The sequence below is a fragment of the Collinsella sp. SGI.184 genome (assembly GCF_050313415.1).
Classification (GTDB): domain Bacteria; phylum Actinomycetota; class Coriobacteriia; order Coriobacteriales; family Coriobacteriaceae; genus Collinsella.
This window is the reverse complement of sequence record NZ_JBNPLJ010000001.1, coordinates 156,373-174,464: the sequence shown is the minus strand read 5'-3', so window position 1 is coordinate 174,464 and position 18,092 is coordinate 156,373. Positions and strand designations below refer to the sequence as shown.

Here is an 18,092-nt window from a genome sequence, read left to right as displayed (position 1 = left end):
GCCGCCGTTTTTTCGCTTCCGCGGCGCGGGCCGCCACCCGCCCAACGGCCATCCTGCCGGCACCAGGCCCATTATCGGGACCAATCGCGCTCCCGCCCGCCCGGCGATCTCAAAACCATGCCGGTTTACGGGGCCAGGCCGGGAACCCTCGGGCATGCCGTAATCGGTAAAATCAAAACCGCAGGTAGACGACTTGCGAATTTCGTGAGATGCAGGGTATGGACGGCCGGTCCGGGTCCAGCCCCGTAATCCGGCATGGTTTTGAAATGGCACTAATTCACTGGCAGTCAAACAAGGTTGTTCTAGTATCTCGTTGCCGGCTAATTCCCGATTTCCAACCAGTTGCACAAAACATTTGCTCGCAGTCGCGTCTCGGCGCGCTTCATCGCCTCGGATTTGGCTTTATATCGAATCCCCAAACGACTGCAGACGCTTTTGACTATGGTGTCTAGCTGCTTTTTGTCGTTAAGCATATCGTGGGTTACCAGGAACACGTCGAAACCCATGCTCTGGAGCGCAGTCATACGTTCCGCATCGTGGTCAAGTACCGCGCCTGATCCATGGATGACTTCACCTTGAATCTCGATAATTACTGCCTTCATTAGCATTGGGTTTACAATCACTATGTCGCCGTAGCAGACCTTTTGACCTGCGATGCTTTGGGCTGCCTCGGATAGAGGGGTTAAATCGTTGAGGTACACGTATCTGAAACCTGAACCACCCAGACGTCGAGAACGACTTAGGAGCAGGACCCCCGCGACCTCGAGTGGAGATGCAGCAATGCCGATAACCTGTTGAGCGGCATCATAAAACTGCTTTCCCCACATTTGACTTTTGACCGTATCGGCGAATCGATGCAGGTCGTTCAGTTCGATAAGCGGCTTTCTCATCCAAAGAGAAGTACCTTTGAGTTTCGTAACCTCTCTTCCATCCTCACGCTTGCTCGTTTTGCCTTCATTAACTGGGTCCTTTACGGTTGCGCGGGCATAAACCCTTTTCCAAGGAACCTCGTCTTCGCCTTCTCCAAGTTCGAACAGATCCTGCGTGCTGGAATTGCGATTCTCCTCTACCGCCATTTTTAGCTGCATTTCGGCAGCGGGAGTTGGCTCGAAAACAGAAAACCAGCCGCAAAGTTCGTACATAGCCAGTACGAGATCTATTTGGGACACAAAGCGTGTCATAGTAAATAACGTGTTAAGCGGATTGGTGACACTAAAGCCTAAATGAGTGTCGATTGTTGTGCCGGCATCCGATGCCCCTTCCCAGCGAACAGTAGAGCGCAATCCCGAGTGGTGATTACAAGAACCTGGCGAAGCTACAGCGATAATCGGGGTCTTGAGGACGTCGGTTACGAAAGGGGCTTGGGATAGAGCTCGCCAGCCGTCTTCGGAGTTAGGCAGGCGCGGGTAGAGATCGCGCACCTGCGGCGGGCAGCGCCAGTAGCGAAATGCGGTGTTTGCGCAGACGATTTCGTCCATTTGCGTCTCCCCTGGTTTCGGCCGCGGGCCGTGTGGATCACGGGCATGGCCGATAATCTACTGGGCCTTCATGCGGGTAAGTACCGGAAGCTGACCAAACGCTGACCAATAGCTTGACGAGTTCTGCCGAAAACCCTCGTGTGATAGAAATCCGCTGGAAGGAGCCCTGGGCGTGTGGTCCCTGTCTCCACATTTGCGCGCGGATCACATGGGGAATTCAATGAAAGTACGCATGCGTTATATACAAAACATGCAATGGCGTCGGTAAATAGGACGCGATATAAAATGACGCCTTATACGACTACGATTTATTTTTGGTGTCAGTTTTGGTGTCACCCTTGGTGTCAAAAAGAAAAAGGCCAGAGGCTTAACACCTCTGACCTATGCTTTTGATGGTGGGCGATACAAGATTCGAACTTGTGACCCCATCCGTGTGAAGGATATGCTCTACCCCTGAGCCAATCGCCCGTCGCCTTTCGGCAAAAGAGATACTAACATAGCCGCGCGCGGTTTACCAAGAACTTTTTGCCCTCGATTTTAAATTCGTGGGCTCCAGCCAAACCAAAGCAACCAAGGTAACCGGCAAACCCACAGCTAAACAGCCATTTATCGCTTAATCCACGAAGTCTCGGGGCGGCAGATAAGTCGCGCGTTGTTGTAAGCCATGTCGAGTGTGAGGCAGGTGCGCGCGGCGTAAAAGCCGTCCTCGCGCTGGATGGTCAGCGCCAGCTCGGGCTTGTCGCCGGTCAGGCACAGCGGCAGGAGCAGCTGGATTCGGCCACCATAGAACTGCGGCACCGCGAGCGTGTAGCTAGCTGCGGCGCGGTCTGGTCCGCGTCGCGCTCGGTCAGGAACACCGCGCGGCTAAAAGAAAACGACAGGTAGTTTTTGAGGATGCGGTTGCTAGGCCCCAGTCCTCGGGATCGGCGAGGTCAACCAGGCGGTCGTAGCAGGGCTCGGGACAAAACGCAAAGTCGTAGGCATTGCTGCACAGGGTGCTAGGGAGTTCCATGCGGTGTCCAATCCATTCAGTAACCAGCGTGCGTAAGGTTTGCTTCTATACGGGCGAAGCACAGTCGAGACACACAACGCAATTGCGCCTAAGCTCTTTCGCGAGATCGGCGCGAGAGCGGTTTCCGGATACGAGGTCATGGATCCAGGCGTTGACCATGCAATCTAAATAGATTTTTCTTGAGGCAATCAATCATCGCTGTCCAGGCGTCTAGATGCCAGGTCGAAAACCTTGCCCTTGCCCCTTGCACCTATTGCGATGATTTGAACTACTTCGACGTGCCCATCGCGGATGCGATAAATTACGCGAATGCCATCAGTGCGAAACTTAAGTTCCCTACAACCTGCAAGAAGACCCGAAAGTGGCTTACCAATTTCATCGGCTCGAAGTGCAAGACGCGCAATACCTTTGTTCACCATAGCGCGGACCGAGCCATCGAGTGACAGATACTCTTTCTCGGCAGTCTTGTCGTAAAACTCAACTTTAAACCTAGCCACGCTCACTCGAACAGCTCCTCGTCGGAAATGGGATCGGTCGCCTCGGCTTCTAGCATGGTCTCGAACCTCTCACGTCCCACGGTATAGGAGAACGGGATGCCCTTGCGATTCGAATCAGCGTCGCCCTGCGCGAGCCTTGCAGCGGCTATGGCGTGCAGGCGCTCCTCTCTGAGCTGTTCGAGTTCAACAGCCATCGCTTCGAACTCGTCGAAGCTGACGATAACAGTATCGATGCCATCGTTCCTGTCTGAGACAAATTGCGGCTCCCTTCGAGCGCGACGTCTCGCTTCGCCAAAATTTTTGCTTGCCTGCGTCGAAGTCAGCACCTGTTCGCGTCCGAAAACGAGTTTCTTGTCTATTACGGCAACCATAGCAACCTCCTTCAAAATGTGTCTCTAATACGTATTATAGACCCATTTAAATACGTACTGAAAGAAAGGATAAACAACAATAATCTTAGTATTTAGATTACGGATGAACAGGGTTTCGAATCGTACTCTATGGCGATTGGTTGCCAGACAAGGTCTTCGATGCTGCAGTGTAAGGTTTTTGCGAGCGCCAATGCCGAGGATATTGTGCTCGGCGACCTCATCCTGTTCGATGCTTTTGCGGAAGGCCGAGCGCATGTGCTCTGGTGGGTTGGTGACGATATCAACCTTTCGCCCAAGTTCCTTTTCGAGCTCAAGTGAAAGTTCATATAGCGTGCCAAACGTCATGGTGTTGCCGCAGGCTAGACGCAAGTCAATATCGCTATCGGGCGTTTGCTCGCCTCGGGCAAACGAACCAAATAAATTACGCCACCGCCGGTCCGCCTTTTTGGCGTTCGGCGAGCTCGAAGATAAACGGGGCGTTTGATCTAACGAATTCAGTCAAGAAATTGAGGTCATCAGCAGTAAATCCTTCGACGTTGAACCATTTGACCGCAGGCAAGAAGCATTCCGCATGGTCAAAGCCAAAGTCAACCGGGCGCTCGACGGCCACGCGAACGGTTCCGTCTTCTCTTGTCTCTGAGTAGGCAAACTGGGTTCCATCATCAAGCTGAACATAGCTCCAAAACATGACTACCCCCTTAGTGTTGATATCCGAGTATAAAGAGCAGGCTAGACGTAACGCGGCGTGAATTATTCCTATAAGACACGAACTCTGACAGCTGGCCTTGTCCAGAAGTGGTGGGGGCCGAGTTCTGCCGATCAGACCCCGGTTTTGCGCTTTCGCGACCTGCAGTTTTATTAACAGAATTTGGCTTGCGCCCGGCGGGCTCCGGTTTTCCCGCACATCCAGAAATCGGGAGCATCAGCAACGGCGTGCAGCTTTAAGAACCGCTGTTCCCAGCACGAACAGCAATGCGGACACGGCAATCCAATGGCTGTCGGCTGTCTTGGGGAGTGACGAGGAGGTCGCGGTGGCGGCCTTGGGCCTAGGGGCCTTGGCGGCCGTGGTGTTGGCCGCTGTGGTCGTGGTAACCGTCTTAGTCGCGGCCGCGGGCTTTTGTGTGGGATTCGTCGACGGATCCGCAGCTGGCTCGCCGGCAGCGGGGTCGGTACCAGGGCCGGACGGACCATCGCCCGGCACGTCGTGCCCACCGGTCTCCCCCCGCCGGCTCCGTGGCATCCACGGGCTCGATCGTCACACGCGCCGCCACGGACCCGTCGGCATCCACCACGCCGCCTGCGACAAAGGCCCCGCCCGCGTGCGCCACAAAGCGCGCGGATGCAGGAGTCCCGCCCTGGCAGGCGACGCCGCCGCCCGCGCTCGACGCATCCAGCCAGGACGCATCGACGGAAACCAGCCCGGCCGCGAGCCCGCGGCATAAGAAGGCCCCGCCCAGCAAAACGCATAGTCAGGCCATGAAAGTAAACAGGATCTAGTGACGGCTGGTGTGGAACGCGGTGGCGAGCATAACCGCTCCGATCTTCGCAAGAGCCATTGGAAACGGCGCCTGAAAACTACCTGGTAGCAGCAGTTATTAGTGTAGCGAGATCAGACTACGAGCAGGGAAACAGCCCGTGATTGATTCCCAAAATTAGGTGTAGATCGTTTTGCCAGTCGGTGAAAGGAAAACCTGATTGCGTATAGCCATACGCCGGCTCTATGAGCGAGTCATTTTGCAGCTAAGTAGCTATCACAGTTAAACAATAAGGAAATGAATTGCTGAAACTCGAATAGCTTCACTGGTGTTGAACCAAAGGATGTCATCGGAACAGTTCGTCATGGGTACCCGTACGCTCAAAGAATGCCACCTCTTCGTTTGATGACCATATGACAAGCCAATCACCGGAGTTTGCTACATGGCATTCGTTTCGTCCGCTCCAGTTGCCGTTTAGCCGGTGCATATTATGGCGTCGCTTTAATATCTCTGTTGACTCAGGTGTATTCTGCAGCACTAGGTCAATTAGCTTTTGAAGCTCTGTCAGATTCCAATTCCGGCGCTTTGCTTTTTTCTTTAAATCGCGTGAGAAAGCTGCAGAGAACTCAGCGGTCAGCGTACTCATTGCGCATCGCCGCAGCGATCAGATCGGCACCGTTGTCAAAACGCCCTTTTTTACCGGATGCCAGGAATGAATCTCCTTCGCGAATGGCCTCGAGACTTTCGACATTGGGTTCCTCGGGAGCAAAGGTCAACGGGATGCGATGAGTGTTGACCATTTGCTTAAAGAAAGCGCGTGTAACGGATGATAGGTCAAGCCCATAGTAATCGGCCACTTCTGCCGCCTCGCGCTTAAGGTCGTCGTCAACCCTGATGGTTAATGTTGAGCTTGCCATTTATAGGTCCTTTCAATAGCGTGAGTACAACCTTAGTATAACGTACATACAAGTATAGAAAAGATGATTACAAACAATCGACATCGTAGAAGCTTCCCTATTCAAAGAGAGCGAGGGTATTGGCGTAAGCCAATACCCTCGCTCAGGAGCAATCTGGAAATCGAGCGCCTTAGCAGCGAATCGCGGCACATAGGAGCGCTATGCCGAGAAAGATTAGCGTTAGAGATGCGGCGATCCAGCAGTTATCACCGGCCTTGGGGAGCGAGGCGGACGTCGCAGCGGTGGCCTTGGGCCTAGAGGCCTTGGCGGCCGTGGTGTTGGCCACTGTGGGCGTGGTCACCGCCTTAGTCGCGGCCGCAGGCTTTTGTGTGGGATTCGTCGAGGGATCCGCAGCTGGCTCGCCGGTAGCGGGGTCGGTGCCAGGGGAGGACGGGCCATCGCCCGGCGCATCGGGACCGGCGGTCTCCCCCGTCGGCGTTGTGGCATCCACGGGCTCGATCGTCACATGCGCCGCCACGGACCCGTCGGCATCCACCACGCCGCCTGTGCCAAAGGCCCCGCCCGCAGGTGCCACAAAGCGCGCGGATGCAAGCGACCCGCCCAGGCAGGCGACGCCGCCTTCGGCGCCCGAAGCATCCAGCCAGGACGCATCGACGAAAAGCTGCCCGGCCGCGCCGCCGCCGGCAGCCCCGCCCAGCAGACACACACCATAGGCGCACACGCCCGCCCCGGAGCCCGCACCCGCGGCGACAACGCGCCCACCGCGGCGAACGGCAAGACCGTCCGCGAACACGCCGGCCACCCACGCATCCGTGATGCCGGCACCGTCGGCCCGGGCGTCAACCTTGCAGCCGTCCACCGCGAGCGTCCCCGAAACGTAGATCCCGCACTGCGAGCCCGTGGCCGTCAGCGACCCGGTGCCGCGGAGCGTCAGATCGCCCCACACCTCCATGCCGCAACGCGAGATGTCCACGTCGGGCGCACTCGTCTCGACAACAGTGTTCTGCCCGATCAGCGTCACCACCAGGCCGCCGTAGGCGCCGATGGCCTCGCCCGTGTAGCCGTTAAGCTCCAGATGTTCGTCATCGGTCCAGGCCCAACCGGGGCCCGATATGCCCGGCTCGCGGTACGTCGCGCCCGCGATGATCAGGCTCTCCGCGCCCGCGGCATAAGAAGGCCCGCCCAGCAAAACGCATAGGCAGGCCATGGCAGTAAACAGGATGTAGTGACGGCTGGTGTGGAACGCGGCAGCAAACATAACCGCTCCGATCTTCGCAAGAGCCAATGGAAGCCGCAACTGGAAATGCCCTGGTAGCAGCAGTTATTAGTGTAGCGAGATCGGGCGAGTAGCGAACGAATTGCCTGTAAACGAATCCCAAAATTAGGTGTAAATCGTTTTGCCAGTCGGTGAAAGGCATTCGTGCCTAAAATGTTGGTGTAGGGGCGACCCCCTAGCGTCTATTTAACAAAGAGCGGTCACCAGTCCATTACCTCTATCCTCGCTTATTGTGCGCTATCCAATCGTCAGCGTAATAAAGACCTCCTCATTTCCCAACTCAAAGAGATCCTGAGATAGTTCTTGAGAAGTCTTCGTTCCAAAGCACCCCCGAGTCAAATAGGGAACCGAACAACCGCGCACCCGTTGCAAATCTTCAGCAAGCTCCGTTCTCCTAGTCAAATGAGCGATAACAGTTAGATCGCCAAGCTTAAGAATTAGAGGCTCATATGAGCGTTCATTCCTATTAACGGCGATACGCCATTCAGCTTGGTTTGCATAACGAACATTCTTTACAAACACTCCTGCATTAAAATGTGGAATACCATTTGGAAAAACCATATAAGCAGGTAATGGATTATGAGATTTTAAATCCATTGTTGATTTAACAACTTCAGAGGGATTCAACTGAACGCTATCCCTATATTCAACCGGAGCAGCTACAAAGTCATAACCCAATTGCAGAACGGCTCTTTCACATCGAAGTTTAAGACGTCAAATATAAACAAAGGCAACATCCGAGCTTAGCCTAACAACCCGTGCGGACTAATCTTACGCTCCGTATTCTTGTTCAGCTCATCTGTCTCTTCCAGCTCCGACATATCCGGATACCCCCTCCTTTCACACTCGTGCTCCGCCATGTACTTCAACCTTGTCGTCACCAATGCAAGCATGGAGCTTTTCAAAATGTCTGGGGTGGCCCACGCGGAGTTGGGTGACGCATTGGCTGAGCCACGACGTCGGAAGCCTGTCGGACTGGATCAAGAGGCCCGACGCAGTCGATTGCAGCACGGGCGATGTCCCGTTCTTGATGCTCAAGGCTAAATGCAGGGAAAATGGAGTTCGTTGCTTAGCGTGCTATATACAACGCATCGCTCACCAGCTGCAAAAGGAATCAGTCTTATACCAAAAGAGGTCATATCGGCGTTAGCCGATATGACCTCTTTCTTGACAATGCGACTCATAGATAAGGCTAAAAAACGCGGTCGGGAATCCTCTCCCCTAGTCCCGCTTAAACAGATCCCTCGTGTACACCTTGTCCACCACGTCCGCGAGCTCGTCGCTCCAGCGGTTGGCGACGATCACATCGCAGCCGGCCTTGAAGGCCTCCAGGTCGTGGGTCACCTCGGAGCCGAAGAACTCCGGCGCGTCCAGCGTGGGCTCGTAGACCACCACGGGCACGCCCTTGGCCTTCACGCGCTTCATGACGCCCTGGATGGAGCTCGCGCGGAAGTTGTCGGAGTTGGACTTCATCGTCAGGCGGTACACGCCCACGACCGGCTTCTCCTTGCCCTCGTAAACGCGGTCCCACGCCATCTGCAGCACCTCGTCGGCCACGAAGCCCTTGCGGGTGCTCGTGCCCGTGGCGTACATCTCGGCGGCGGCGGTCACGGGAGCGCGGTCGACGCGCCGGTGGCGCTCGAGCGCGTCCTCCGGGAAGAAGCTGCCGGAGCGCAGTTTGGGGATGCGCAGCGTCAGCGTGCCGACGCAGGTGGCGAGCGACCTCTCGCGGTAGCCGTTTCGGCTGGCCGCCCCGCCACCGCAGAGCCGGTCGGCCTCGGCGTCCATCACGGCGTTCGCGACCTGCTCGGCGAGGCGCCTGAGCAGTTCCTACATATCGATGGCGCCGTCGCCGAAACGGGACATTGCGAGCATGTCCGGCGTCGGGTCTGATAAGATTCCCATACCGGTCTTCGTCCTTTCCTAGAACCTGTTGTTGTGGTGATTTCAGATTCTAGGACGAAGGCCGTTCTTCGTTAAACGGGCGCTAGGGCGTCGCCCTTACACCAACATTTTCGACGCGATCCCTTTGGGTAGTGTCGAGAAAGTTGGTGTAGTGCCCGATCCGAAGCGAGTCGGCCCGGCGTCCCAGAATCTGGAATACGGTTGATATCCTATGCCGCCTCGACCCTGTCCGCAAGCTCGAGGCCGGACTCGAGCATCTTCCTTGCCTCCGCCTCGAGCCGCGCCCAATCGACGGGACCGTCGGTCCCCCGGGTGCGACCGTCGTCGTAGAGCTCGTTCATCCTCGCCTCCGAGAAGTACCTGGACTCCTGCCATATCTCGTCCTGCTCGCACATGACCGCGCCCGCGAGCCGCACCAGCGAGCCCGTGGAGGGGAACACCTGCACGACGCGCGACCTGCGCTTTATCTCTCGGTTGGTCCTCTCCTGCACGTTGTTGGTGCGCAGGCGCTTCCAGTGGGTCGGCGGGAAGTCGAGGTAGGCCAGCGCGTCGGGCTCGGCCTCCTCCAGCACCGCCGCCGCCCTGGGGCAGCACCCCGCCAGCATGTCGCACGCCGCGTGGTACATGGCCGTCACGGTGGCGGCGTCGCGCCCGCGGAACACCTGCGACACGATCCTGCCCACGCGGCGCCTGAGCTGCCAGGAGCCGGCCTCGCGCATGCAGTCGCGCATGAGGTGGACCGCGCAGCGCTGCCACGCGGCGCCCTGGAAGACCTCGCCGAGCGCCCGGACGAGCCCCGGGTGGGCGTCCGAGACGACGAGCCGCACGCCCGCCGCCCCGCGCGAGCGGATAGCCCGCAGGAAGGCGAGCCACGAGTCGTAAGACTCGGTGTCAACCACGTCGACACCGAGGACGTGCCTCCAGCCGCCCGCATCGCAGCCGATGGCGGTGACCACGGCGGTGGAGGCGACGCGCCCCCCGCGGCGGCACTTGACGTAGGTCGCGTCGAGCCAGACGTAGGGCACCGGCGAGCCGCCGAGCGGCCTTCTGTTAGCGTCAATCTTTTTTTCACCAGTTTCGCTAAACAGGCGCGCCGTTCGCGCAAAGGCGGTTTCACCGGTTGCGCTAACGTATTTTCACCGATTCCGGTCACGGCTTGACGGGCCGTCCCTCGGCAGGTCCCTCAGCCTGTAGGACCTGCCGGTTATCTTGACCAGGTGGCGGTGGTGGCACACCCTGCCCGCGATCGCGCTCGCCGCCACGTCGTCCCCGAACACCCTGCCCCAGCCGCTGATCCCCACGTTGGTGGTGATGATCGTCGAGCGCTGCTCGTAGCGCGTCGATATCAGCTGGAACAGCAGGTCCGCGCCCGCGCTGCCGACGTCGAGGTAGCCGAGCTCGTCGATGATCGGCAGCCTCGAGTGGGCGTAGTACCTGAGCCTCTTCTTGAGGATGCCGCGCGACGAGCGTCCTCCAGGTCCTCGACGAGCCGGGCGCAGTCCACGAACCTGACCTCGCGCCCCGCCCTGACCGACTCGATGCCCAGCGCGTCCGCCATGCCCTCATGCAGGAGGGCTAGCGCTCAAAAAGCGTGCGCGCTTCCGATGCTCAGGCTGCTCAAATTCCGAAGCTCTTTTTGCTCAAATCCTCTTGACGAAACACACGGCACCGCTGATACGGCTGACCGGCGCAGTCATGTGCGAGCAGGACGAGATACGGCAGGAGTCCGGGTGCTTCACGGAGGCAAAGATCGGTGAGCTCTACGACGAGGGCCGCACCCGGGATCGACAGGACGATCGACTGGGCGCGGCTGGACGCGGAGGCCAGGAAGATGACCGAATCGGGCATCGAGCTCGCTTCATTGATGTTCTATCGGAATCAGAAGCAGTCCGATAGATGCGCTTTAAGCAATCTATCGGCCGAATAATTGTTTACTCACAGTCGAACTTAGCCAATGGAAGCCTCGTTTCAGGCATGCGACATATTTTGTATCGAGTAAATCCATTACCCAATGCGGCCACTTGAAAAAATTGTATACCTGAGAAATCAGTAAGCCTAAAACCAATCCCCAAGCCCCAAGGGGAGTAGTAGCCATAAGAACAGCCGACAAAATGATTCCACTAATCGATGACACTACAAAGGCTTTGGTAAAGGGGATGAAGTTTGCGCTAAGAATAATATTTGTCATCAAGTTAACGTGCGTATAGAAAGCAAGATAAACATTTATACCGATAAACAGCCACGTATCAAGAGCCTTTTCGGGACGCAGAATATGAACCAATGGAAATACCGCGACAGGAACAGCAACGGTCCCAAGAACGATTAGCAACCAAAACACTACCACGCCCTTTGCCACGATTGTGCGCTGACGCTCAATGTTGGACGAGCTGTAAGCTGCTTGAAGAGCGGGCATGTACGACCTAAAAAATGTTGCAGCGAAGTTACTTACGGCATTTCCGAGTTGCATACTAACCGAAAACAACCCTGTATCTGAAAGTGACAAGAAAAGGGAACATAGAATCGTTGACGCCTGAGTCGATGTATAGGAAGCAAATTGGGTAGCGCAGTTCCTTAGCGCCACAAAAGAAATGGCATCGAACACCTCTTTGATTTCCGCTCGACTAACCTTTGTACGACTTTCGAAGGCCTCTATGACACCCTCATGCTCCTTAAGATAATGAAGTGCAAGAACTCGAGTTAACACGCCGTTAGCCAAAAACCCGATCGCAGCGCCAATGAGCCCCCAACCGAAGACTAGTAGCACGGCGCTTACAGCGAGCTGAACCAGCTTAGCAATTGTAGTAGCACGATTTTCGCCCGCTATATCACCCGTACCGCGCAAGAAAGTAACTGTGTACAAAAAGTAAAGGTTAAGAAAAATGGCTAGAAGAAAAATGAACCATGCCACCCAATGTGAATAGCCTTTTATGCCGTCTGAAATCGCAGCAATATAAAGCGTTCCGATGGTAGCGGCAAGAGCTGTCGATGCTACAGCGATAATACCGAAGATCACCTTAGAAGCTCTAAACACAACATGGAGCAGATGCCAATCGACAGAACTACCCATAGAATCAGGATCACAGCCCTCTTTTGTAAGACTCTGCGCACCGCTCAGCACATACACGATATTTCGCGCAAAAGTAGGCTCGAAACCCCACTGAAATAACTGGGTTAAATTCGAAATAGCCAAGAAAACATACCAAAGACCCAGTTCATCACCAGAAAGATAGGCGAGCAACAGCGGAAGGAGAATAAAACCGCTTGACAACGAAACGATAGTCCCGACATAGTTCCAAACGATATCTTTTTTGGTTGTCCTAATAATCATAAACCGATAATTCCTAATCTAGCGCTTCAGCAGTTTTCGGACTCCCAGCACGTCCACAACTCTAATAGCAGCGGCCCTGGCTTTACCCCAGATTGTGTTGTTGCCAAACAAACGCTGAGCACTCAGATATCCTTCCTCGTTATAAACACGCCAAAACTCATCATATTGAAGAGGTTTTTCCGCATGATGAATCATTGCCGGCTGTTTCACGCGGCTATAAGGGAGCTCACGTAAGGACATAACCCCTGTAACGTCATCAATAAGGGTCTGTCCCTTTTCAGTGTTAGAGATGAGTAACGAGGGCGCCTTACCATCAATCCACGGTTGACCCCATGCGTCGGCAATATCAATATCAGAAGGTCGAGCACCGCCGGCAAATTTACATTTGTAACAAGATGGGCGGAGAATTAAATTAGCAAGATATATTGAATAAAACCAGTCACTATTTGTCGAAGCGGCTGTATAAACCTTCCCATTATCAAACTCAACCCGCATGTCCTGGATTTTTCCGACTTGAGACTTCGCACGAAAGTTGACAGCAATCGCGTGTCCCCCATAGCGATCTTCAAGATGTGCAATATAGTCACGAAAAAACCGCTCACTACCAACACCATGGCAGAGAAAGCTAATCGTGAGAAGCCTGTCCGTGGGAACCCCATTCATAGCGATATATTTATTAAGGGCTGCGATATTGCAAGGAGTCCCAGAGAAGACAACGTTCCTTCCATGTCGCAAATCATCTGCAACATGCTTAAACGAATCACCCAATTTGGAAGGAATATACTTCGAACCGCGCATAGCATTCCTACCGGACTCATCAACAGCACGAATGTGCACGGCTTCCAGATTTTCATTCCAGGCACAGCCGTAAATCACCGAGTTATTATGCCGAGAGAAAAAAGCATCAGTCAAAGCGGTGAAAGCCCCGCCTGACGAACTATGTTTACAGATCTCGATATCCCCATGAGCTCCTACATAATAGCGAGGAAGTTGAGCAGCGGGATTATTTGAGCAGTTCGATCCTGCATCAGAGCACTTTATGCCACTCGTGTCAGCACCCGACCGCCCCTCTGCAATGGCCTTCACATAAGAAAGGGAGTTCTCGCGCATCGCATCGAGCTTTGAGCACGCCAAGGCCCAATCGACTACCGCTTCTCCATCTGAATAAACGTCGCTTACAATCTCACGACCGGAGATGCCAACCGAGTCAAGCAAACTGGCTGCTCGGAAGTTACGCTTCTCCCCCTGCCCGAGTTCATAGAAAGCAGTCTTTTGAAAAATAACCGAAAAAGCAGTGCCGTGAAAAGAGTTGGTGATTAGGCAATCGGCATTTTGAATCCAAGAAAGAAAGTCTTCGGGGCTACAATGTTTTAAAAATTCAATGCTCTTCTTGTTATCAATGAGTTTAAGCCCATACTTTTTGCAGTAGGACTCCGCGAATTTACGAATATTTATTTCGGGACCAACAACGTACATGAAGGCATACTTGTCTTTAATCAGGCGCGGACTTGCGACTTCAGCCCACTGATTTTGGGACAAAAGAAGGACAGGATCCAAATCCCTTCTTACGGGACTAGAAAGTTGTTCGGCGAAATTAGAGAGGTATCCATTTTCGCGAAGCGAAACCGTCTCAAACTTTTCGAGTTCCGAGCGGTGATTTTTGAGAACCTGTGCACCCACTTCCTCAGATCCGGCAAAACTAGCCGCATAGGAGTATCGAGGGATATCAGATTTGATGCCTTCCAAATAAAACGCGGGGTCAGAACCGGTAATGTCATCTTTCCACACCTGGTCGCTTCCGACGACCAGGGCATCAAACTGAGAATTGGTGCCAGCAAAAACCTTCCAATCCCTGATAGGAGCAGTAAGAGACAGATAACGTTTATCGAAGGTATTAAAACTGCGGTGCTTTAAGAGGCGAAATCCGATTTTTGCAGCAGTTTTTGCAGATAGGCCTTCCCCACTTTTAATTAACTTTGCCGCATCGTTCAATTTATCGGTGCGATAGTCAAGTACAGATACTTCAATGTCTTCTGAAGAACCCTTCAAGGCTTTGGATAATGCATAAGCTTGAAGAGAAGCGCCATAGTTATAAGCGCGCTGAAATGTCAAAATACCGATTTTCATTTGTCGTCCTCAGTTTCGCTTTCCGTAAACCATCTCATTAAATAAAGCAAGATGGGCATCAACAGATGCCTCAATGGTGTAGCTCTGCGCCCGCTTCTTTAAATACAGCCCATACGCAACGGCATCACAAGATTGCAGAGCAAAGAAATTGTTCATGGCCTCAACGAGAGAGCCGGAATCTCCCGGAATGGCTAAGAACCGAGAATATCTATCAGCTAAAAACTCTACCGCAGCACCAGACCCGTACGTGGAAACAATTGGGCATCCAGTTGCAGCCGCCTCATTAATAACAAGTCCCCAGCATTCTTGACGACTGGGCAGGACAAACAAACCCGCCTTCAAATACTCCCGAACCAGCGCCCTAGGCTTTAGAAAGGCAATAGTCTCGACATTTTGTAGTTCCATCTTATCAACTATAGAATCGAGCTTTTCTTTCTTCCTTCCCATACCAATAAGACGGAAACGTTTGTTAGGAAAACTCTTCGCCGCCTCAAGCAGCACATCGAGCCCCTTGTAATCTTCAAATTGCCCAACAGATAAAACAATGGATGCATCGCGATCTGCAACAGATTTTGCGCACTCAAGATAGCTAGACGCCGTTAAAGATGAAAATGGGTAAGAGTGAATCAGATTTCTTTCACCAACAATATCTCGAATACTGGATACACTGCATTTACCAGCCGTTATGTAGGCGTTGGCTCCACGCAGAACGGATTTTTTAACCGCATTTTTAATTAGATTGGAACCGTTGAATACAAATCCATCGGAGTTAACAACATACGGAATTCCATGAAGCCGCATGTGGTAAATAGCAGCCATCTGATAAAAATCGTTATAGCAGCCAACAACAACTATGTCGAAGCCCTTAAGCATTTCAAACATCGCACTCAAACGAAGAGAGCGCTTAACATCGCTTAAATAGAGTTCATGATACGAAATCGCCTTAGCACCGCTAAACCAACTCTCATCTCGTTCGCTTGTAAAACGCCTTTCGAACAGTACGGTCAAGTCGACTTTTTTACCAAACCACTCGAAAAACTCATCGCGGTATGGATTATGAAAATTCGTGAGATATAGAATCCTCATAAGGATTAAACCTCCTGAATAGCAAGTGGCCAAAAGAAAGCCGATGCTAACTTGTCTTCAGAATCGTTAAAAACTTATTGCGAATACTCGCCATACGAGAAAGTGCGAATAATCGCCATACGAGAAAGCGCTTTTTAACACCCTTCACATAACGCAACAAATACCCATCAGGCAACCCTATCGACGATTATTGCTATCAAGTTTAAATACCGCCTGAACTGCAGCTATCTCGTTTAATCAGATCCTGAGAGAGCGAAGGCGCAATAGGTAAGTCGGATAATTTACTATTGCACATGGAATCCGGCATTTGATGGCCATCAATGTAGAATACGACAAGATATACAAGGACCCAATACACAGTATTACCCGCACCAAAACAATGATTGAAACAGCACTCAATGAAAATATACAGCAGCAAAATAGTCGAGCACGTTTTTCCACTTGTGAGGAAAAAATGAGAGGCAGCGAGACTGAATGATCCCAAGATGGTACATTCGAGAAAAAATCTCAAAATATCATTATGCGGGTCATATACATCGACCAGTCCAACCGTATTGTAGTAAATTTGATAATAGTGACTTAAAAAGGCTCTACACGACCCAAGCCCATATTTAATTTGAGTACTATTGTCGACCAAGAGATTGATGAAGTCGAAACGTCCCATCATAAATTGGTTAAGGTTAAGACCGGTTATACGGTAAAAAACTAGTGCAACATTATCATTACACACAAGATAAAATGCAAACGGAATCAAACAAAATATAGCCGTGCAAACCAATCTATTGACCTTTAGATTTGCCATACGTTTACCAATTAGAATGAATAAAATAGAAAATATAAATGACATTCTCTTTAATGAGAGCACGCACAAAATAAAGGAAAAATTCCTCTTCCGTTTCTCACCAGTAAATGTATAGAAAAACACAAAGACCACTGCAAAAAAAGCGAGTCCGGATTCAAAAGGCGAATAAGAGTCGATAAAATCAATCATGATACGACCCGAAGCGATCCTGGTAGACGTTGCCACATCAAACATTTGCGTAAAGAAACAAATCCAGCTTAAGTAGAACATGAAATCAATGTACTTCTTTATGTTCCCCCGTTCATGGTTAACAAGCGCAAAAACAAGAATAGCTGGAACTATAAAGTACATTGCTTCATTAAAGGTGTCCCCATGGAAACCGTTAATCACCTGATATATAACCGAGACGGCAACAAGAATAAAAACATTACCGAACAAGAGGGCAATTTCGCGCTTGTAATAAAATTCCTTGCGCTTCGAGATACCCACAAGGGTCATCCCAGCCAAGATGAACGAAAGTATATATTTAATTTTATACCTTTCCATCGCCTGGAAAATAGAGCCTAGTACCGGCACGCCCGTTGCATACTGCGAAAAAAAGAAAGTGCATATTGTTACGCAGAACATCAACTCGATAAAACTAAATCTGTGTCTTAACAGTTGCATTGTTTACAGCGCCTCATGCGTCTCGTACACGTGCGCATCGGCCTTCGACGCCTCGGACAGACCGTCGTTGATCTTGGCGCAAAGATCGCAGGTCGAGCAGGCATCGAGCTGCTCCTTGGTCACGCGTCCCTCCTCGTAGTCACGAACTACCTTGAGTTCGTGCATGTCGTAGGGCCTCTTGGTAAACAGGGCCTTCACCTTGTGCTTGAGCACCCACCAGCCGGGCTTCCAGATGTACTTGTGCATGGCCGGGCTCACCGAGCCGATCATCCAGCAGTTGCGGTCGCAGTGGCGGACCTTCGCGCGGACCCTCTCGGCCTGATCGGAGTTCCACAGCTCGTCCCAGGACTCCTCGTTGAGGTTGCCCATGACCTCCTTGTCCTTGGTGCCGTTGCAGGGCATGACGTCGCCGTAGGGGTCGATGAAGAAGGTATCGAACGCCATGTCGCACGGCAGCAGGCGCGGCTGGCCATAGATGTAGTTGATGAGGCCGTGGTTGAAGTAGGCGCGGAACCACTTCTTGGGGCTGTTGGACCTGAGCAGCTCGTTGACCAGGTCCTCGAAATTCTTGGCCACCATGGGTCGGTCGTGGATGATGTTCTTGGCCTCGACGAAGTAGAAGCTGTTGTGCAGCGACGCCGTGGCGAACTCCATGCCCAGCTCGTCGGAGATCCTGTAGAGGGGCACCAAATCGGGCGCGTTGAGGTCCTGTACCGTCATGCCGAAGCCCACGTCGGGGTGCTTGAGCTCGACGAGCTTCTTGAGCGTGGCGTAGCCGCGGTTGTAGCCGTTCTCCAGGCCGCGGATCTTGTCGTTGGTCTGCTGCAGGCCCTCGATGGAGATGCGGATGCCGACGTTGGGGAACTCCTCGCACAGGTCGATGATGCGGTCGGTGAAGAAGCCGTTCGTTGAGATGACGATGCGGTCGGACTTCTTGTAGAGCTCGCGCACGATGTCCTTGAGGTCCTGGCGGATGAAGGGCTCGCCGCCGGTGATGTTGGTGAAGTACATCTTGGGGAGCTTCTTGATGGTCTCGATGGAGAGCTCTTCCTCCGGGCGGCTGGGAGCCTTGTAGCGGTTGCACATGGTGCAGCGCGCGTTGCAGCGGTAGGTGACGATGACGGTACCGTTGAGTTTCTTTTCGGCCATACT

The 18,092-nt window shown here is 53.0% G+C and carries 18 protein-coding genes, 1 tRNA gene and 3 pseudogenes; all 22 read right to left on the bottom strand.

Features of this window, described 5'->3' with window-relative positions; genetic code table 11:
• Positions 1 to 320: 320 nt before the first annotated feature.
• The 22 genes and pseudogenes from ACQRAJ_RS00705 to ACQRAJ_RS00600 all read right to left on the bottom strand — a co-directional run bounded on the left by ACQRAJ_RS00705 (position 321) and on the right by ACQRAJ_RS00600 (position 18,089).
• Positions 321 to 1,478, bottom strand: coding sequence for a hypothetical protein (locus ACQRAJ_RS00705; protein ID WP_427747407.1), 1,158 nt, complete (start codon positions 1,476 to 1,478; stop codon positions 321 to 323).
• Between the two features lie 393 nt (positions 1,479 to 1,871).
• A tRNA-Val gene (locus tag ACQRAJ_RS00700) sits at positions 1,872 to 1,946 on the bottom strand.
• 138 nt (positions 1,947 to 2,084) lie between these two features.
• Positions 2,085 to 2,297, bottom strand: a pseudogene (locus ACQRAJ_RS00695) (DUF3825 domain-containing protein); the annotation flags it as partial.
• A 381-nt stretch (positions 2,298 to 2,678) separates the two neighbouring features.
• Positions 2,679 to 2,993, bottom strand: a complete 315-nt coding sequence (locus ACQRAJ_RS00690) for a type II toxin-antitoxin system RelE family toxin (protein WP_427747406.1) — start codon at positions 2,991 to 2,993, stop codon at positions 2,679 to 2,681.
• Positions 2,990 to 3,358, bottom strand: a complete 369-nt coding sequence (locus ACQRAJ_RS00685) for a hypothetical protein (protein WP_427747405.1) — start codon at positions 3,356 to 3,358, stop codon at positions 2,990 to 2,992. The genes ACQRAJ_RS00690 and ACQRAJ_RS00685 overlap by 4 nt, the downstream gene beginning before the upstream one ends.
• A gap of 24 nt (positions 3,359 to 3,382) precedes the next feature.
• Positions 3,383 to 3,727, bottom strand: coding sequence for a hypothetical protein (locus ACQRAJ_RS00680; RefSeq protein WP_427729116.1), 345 nt, complete (start codon positions 3,725 to 3,727; stop codon positions 3,383 to 3,385).
• Positions 3,728 to 3,779: 52 nt separating this feature from the next.
• Positions 3,780 to 4,046 (bottom strand): hypothetical protein, encoded by a 267-nt coding sequence (locus tag ACQRAJ_RS00675; RefSeq protein WP_427729114.1) that lies wholly within the window; start codon positions 4,044 to 4,046, stop codon positions 3,780 to 3,782.
• Between the two features lie 234 nt (positions 4,047 to 4,280).
• On the bottom strand, positions 4,281 to 4,598 hold the full coding sequence (locus ACQRAJ_RS00670; protein WP_427747404.1) for a hypothetical protein: 318 nt from the start codon (positions 4,596 to 4,598) through the stop codon (positions 4,281 to 4,283).
• Between the two features lie 581 nt (positions 4,599 to 5,179).
• A complete protein-coding gene (locus ACQRAJ_RS00665; RefSeq protein WP_427747403.1) occupies positions 5,180 to 5,479 on the bottom strand; it encodes a type II toxin-antitoxin system YafQ family toxin in 300 nt (99 codons plus the stop codon).
• Complete coding sequence (locus ACQRAJ_RS00660; protein WP_427747402.1) at positions 5,460 to 5,750, bottom strand: type II toxin-antitoxin system RelB/DinJ family antitoxin; 291 nt, start codon at positions 5,748 to 5,750, stop codon at positions 5,460 to 5,462. Before ACQRAJ_RS00660 ends, ACQRAJ_RS00665 begins: the two co-directional genes overlap by 20 nt.
• 169 nt (positions 5,751 to 5,919) lie before the next feature.
• Positions 5,920 to 7,008, bottom strand: coding sequence for a hypothetical protein (locus ACQRAJ_RS00655; RefSeq protein WP_427747401.1), 1,089 nt, complete (start codon positions 7,006 to 7,008; stop codon positions 5,920 to 5,922).
• Positions 7,009 to 7,263: 255 nt separating this feature from the next.
• Positions 7,264 to 7,653, bottom strand: coding sequence for a hypothetical protein (locus ACQRAJ_RS00650; RefSeq protein WP_427747400.1), 390 nt, complete (start codon positions 7,651 to 7,653; stop codon positions 7,264 to 7,266).
• Positions 7,654 to 8,247: 594 nt separating this feature from the next.
• On the bottom strand, positions 8,248 to 8,562 hold the full coding sequence (locus tag ACQRAJ_RS00645; RefSeq protein ID WP_427747412.1) for a UDP binding domain-containing protein: 315 nt from the start codon (positions 8,560 to 8,562) through the stop codon (positions 8,248 to 8,250).
• A gap of 27 nt (positions 8,563 to 8,589) precedes the next feature.
• A pseudogene (locus ACQRAJ_RS00640) lies at positions 8,590 to 8,853 on the bottom strand (transposase); the annotation flags it as partial.
• Positions 8,854 to 9,140: 287 nt separating this feature from the next.
• Positions 9,141 to 9,977 (bottom strand): annotated as a pseudogene (locus ACQRAJ_RS00635) (IS256 family transposase); the annotation flags it as partial.
• 90 nt (positions 9,978 to 10,067) lie between these two features.
• Positions 10,068 to 10,337, bottom strand: coding sequence for an ATP-binding protein (locus ACQRAJ_RS00630; RefSeq protein ID WP_427747411.1), 270 nt, complete (start codon positions 10,335 to 10,337; stop codon positions 10,068 to 10,070).
• Positions 10,338 to 10,548: 211 nt separating this feature from the next.
• Positions 10,549 to 10,779: a hypothetical protein gene (locus ACQRAJ_RS00625; RefSeq protein WP_427747398.1), complete on the bottom strand. Its 231-nt coding sequence runs from the start codon at positions 10,777 to 10,779 to the stop codon at positions 10,549 to 10,551.
• A gap of 64 nt (positions 10,780 to 10,843) precedes the next feature.
• Positions 10,844 to 12,259 (bottom strand): O-unit flippase-like protein, encoded by a 1,416-nt coding sequence (wzx, locus tag ACQRAJ_RS00620; RefSeq protein ID WP_427747397.1) that lies wholly within the window; start codon positions 12,257 to 12,259, stop codon positions 10,844 to 10,846.
• Positions 12,260 to 12,277: 18 nt separating this feature from the next.
• Complete coding sequence (locus ACQRAJ_RS00615) at positions 12,278 to 14,386, bottom strand: polysaccharide pyruvyl transferase family protein (RefSeq protein WP_427747396.1); 2,109 nt, start codon at positions 14,384 to 14,386, stop codon at positions 12,278 to 12,280.
• 9 nt (positions 14,387 to 14,395) lie between these two features.
• The gene (locus ACQRAJ_RS00610) at positions 14,396 to 15,472 is read right to left on the bottom strand and encodes a glycosyltransferase family 4 protein (RefSeq protein ID WP_427747395.1); all 1,077 of its coding nucleotides are present in this window, start codon (positions 15,470 to 15,472) and stop codon (positions 14,396 to 14,398) included.
• A 202-nt stretch (positions 15,473 to 15,674) separates the two neighbouring features.
• Complete coding sequence (locus tag ACQRAJ_RS00605; protein WP_427747394.1) at positions 15,675 to 16,763, bottom strand: hypothetical protein; 1,089 nt, start codon at positions 16,761 to 16,763, stop codon at positions 15,675 to 15,677.
• A 180-nt stretch (positions 16,764 to 16,943) separates the two neighbouring features.
• Positions 16,944 to 18,089: a radical SAM protein gene (locus ACQRAJ_RS00600; protein WP_427747393.1), complete on the bottom strand. Its 1,146-nt coding sequence runs from the start codon at positions 18,087 to 18,089 to the stop codon at positions 16,944 to 16,946.
• Positions 18,090 to 18,092: the final 3 nt, after the last annotated feature.

Bases quoted from the DNA above. Each gene is read 5' to 3' on its own strand.
- ACQRAJ_RS00705 (WP_427747407.1), bottom strand. From the start codon at position 1,478: ATGGACGAAATCGTCTGCGCAAACACCGCATTTCGCTACTGGCGCTGC.
- ACQRAJ_RS00685 (WP_427747405.1), bottom strand. From the start codon at position 3,358: ATGGTTGCCGTAATAGACAAGAAACTCGTTTTCGGACGCGAACAGGTG.
- ACQRAJ_RS00675 (WP_427729114.1), bottom strand. From the start codon at position 4,046: ATGTTTTGGAGCTATGTTCAGCTTGATGATGGAACCCAGTTTGCCTAC.
- ACQRAJ_RS00670 (WP_427747404.1), bottom strand. From the start codon at position 4,598: ATGCCACGGAGCCGGCGGGGGGAGACCGGTGGGCACGACGTGCCGGGC.
- ACQRAJ_RS00665 (WP_427747403.1), bottom strand. From the start codon at position 5,479: ATGAGTACGCTGACCGCTGAGTTCTCTGCAGCTTTCTCACGCGATTTA.
- ACQRAJ_RS00660 (WP_427747402.1), bottom strand. From the start codon at position 5,750: ATGGCAAGCTCAACATTAACCATCAGGGTTGACGACGACCTTAAGCGC.
- ACQRAJ_RS00655 (WP_427747401.1), bottom strand. From the start codon at position 7,008: ATGTTTGCTGCCGCGTTCCACACCAGCCGTCACTACATCCTGTTTACT.
- ACQRAJ_RS00645 (WP_427747412.1), bottom strand. From the start codon at position 8,562: ATGGCGTGGGACCGCGTTTACGAGGGCAAGGAGAAGCCGGTCGTGGGC.
- ACQRAJ_RS00625 (WP_427747398.1), bottom strand. From the start codon at position 10,779: ATGCCCGATTCGGTCATCTTCCTGGCCTCCGCGTCCAGCCGCGCCCAG.
- wzx (WP_427747397.1), bottom strand. From the start codon at position 12,259: ATGATTATTAGGACAACCAAAAAAGATATCGTTTGGAACTATGTCGGG.
- ACQRAJ_RS00615 (WP_427747396.1), bottom strand. From the start codon at position 14,386: ATGAAAATCGGTATTTTGACATTTCAGCGCGCTTATAACTATGGCGCT.
- ACQRAJ_RS00610 (WP_427747395.1), bottom strand. From the start codon at position 15,472: ATGAGGATTCTATATCTCACGAATTTTCATAATCCATACCGCGATGAG.
- ACQRAJ_RS00600 (WP_427747393.1), bottom strand. From the start codon at position 18,089: ATGGCCGAAAAGAAACTCAACGGTACCGTCATCGTCACCTACCGCTGC.